General features: G+C 31.2%; 1 protein-coding gene. It reads right to left on the minus strand.

Features of this window, described 5'->3' with window-relative positions; all coding sequences use genetic code 11:
* Positions 1-171: 171 nt before the first annotated feature.
* Complete coding sequence (locus H2650_RS15720; protein ID WP_188051776.1) at positions 172-570, minus strand: hypothetical protein; 399 nt, start codon at positions 568-570, stop codon at positions 172-174.
* Positions 571-642 lie beyond the last annotated feature (72 nt).

Consider the following 642-nt stretch of genomic DNA (forward strand, 5'->3'; position numbering starts at 1 on the left):
CTAACGTCTTGGCGCTTGGCGTGGTTGGGGACTTTTGAAACCGAGTATTTTCGGCTTAACGTAAATGTAGTAAAAAAACGCTAATTCCACTAAACCCCCAATCACGCCAAACGGCTGTTATGCACAGTGCCTATATTTTCAATGTTGTATTTGTCAATTAAGATTCCATTATCAATCTCTCCAATAACTTTCTAAAATTTCAGTTATTGATAAAAGTTGTTTAGCTTCAAAATTTTTTATTTTTTTACTTTTTACTTCTTCAATTCCTAATACTTTACCAACATCTGAATATTCAGTAGTAGTAAATCTCAAATTTTTCCCAAGTTCGCCATCAATTAACACTAAGCTTGATTCACTTAGCATTCTTTCAGATAAGCCACCACTTTTAAGAATTATTTTTGAAGATTCTTTACCAATTAATATTTCTGCATAAGTGGAATTTTTCCCCGTAAGCGTAGCTATTAATCGGTTATTTTCGTTTAGTTGTTCTACAGTAACTGATTTAACTATTCCACTTTCAATTAGAGAAGTTATAGAAGTCTTTGTCAAATTTTCAAATTCATTTTTCATTTAACTGATATTTATAATTTTTTGCGTTAGGTTCTTGAATTCTCTGATTTTTTTCGGCATTGTGCATAACGT

Source organism: Flavobacterium sp. GP15 (genome assembly GCF_014281985.1).
Classification (GTDB): domain Bacteria; phylum Bacteroidota; class Bacteroidia; order Flavobacteriales; family Flavobacteriaceae; genus Flavobacterium; species Flavobacterium pygoscelis.

Coding starts and splice junctions, on each gene's coding strand:
- H2650_RS15720 (WP_188051776.1), bottom strand. CDS start 570: ATGAAAAATGAATTTGAAAATTTGACAAAGACTTCTATAACTTCTCTA.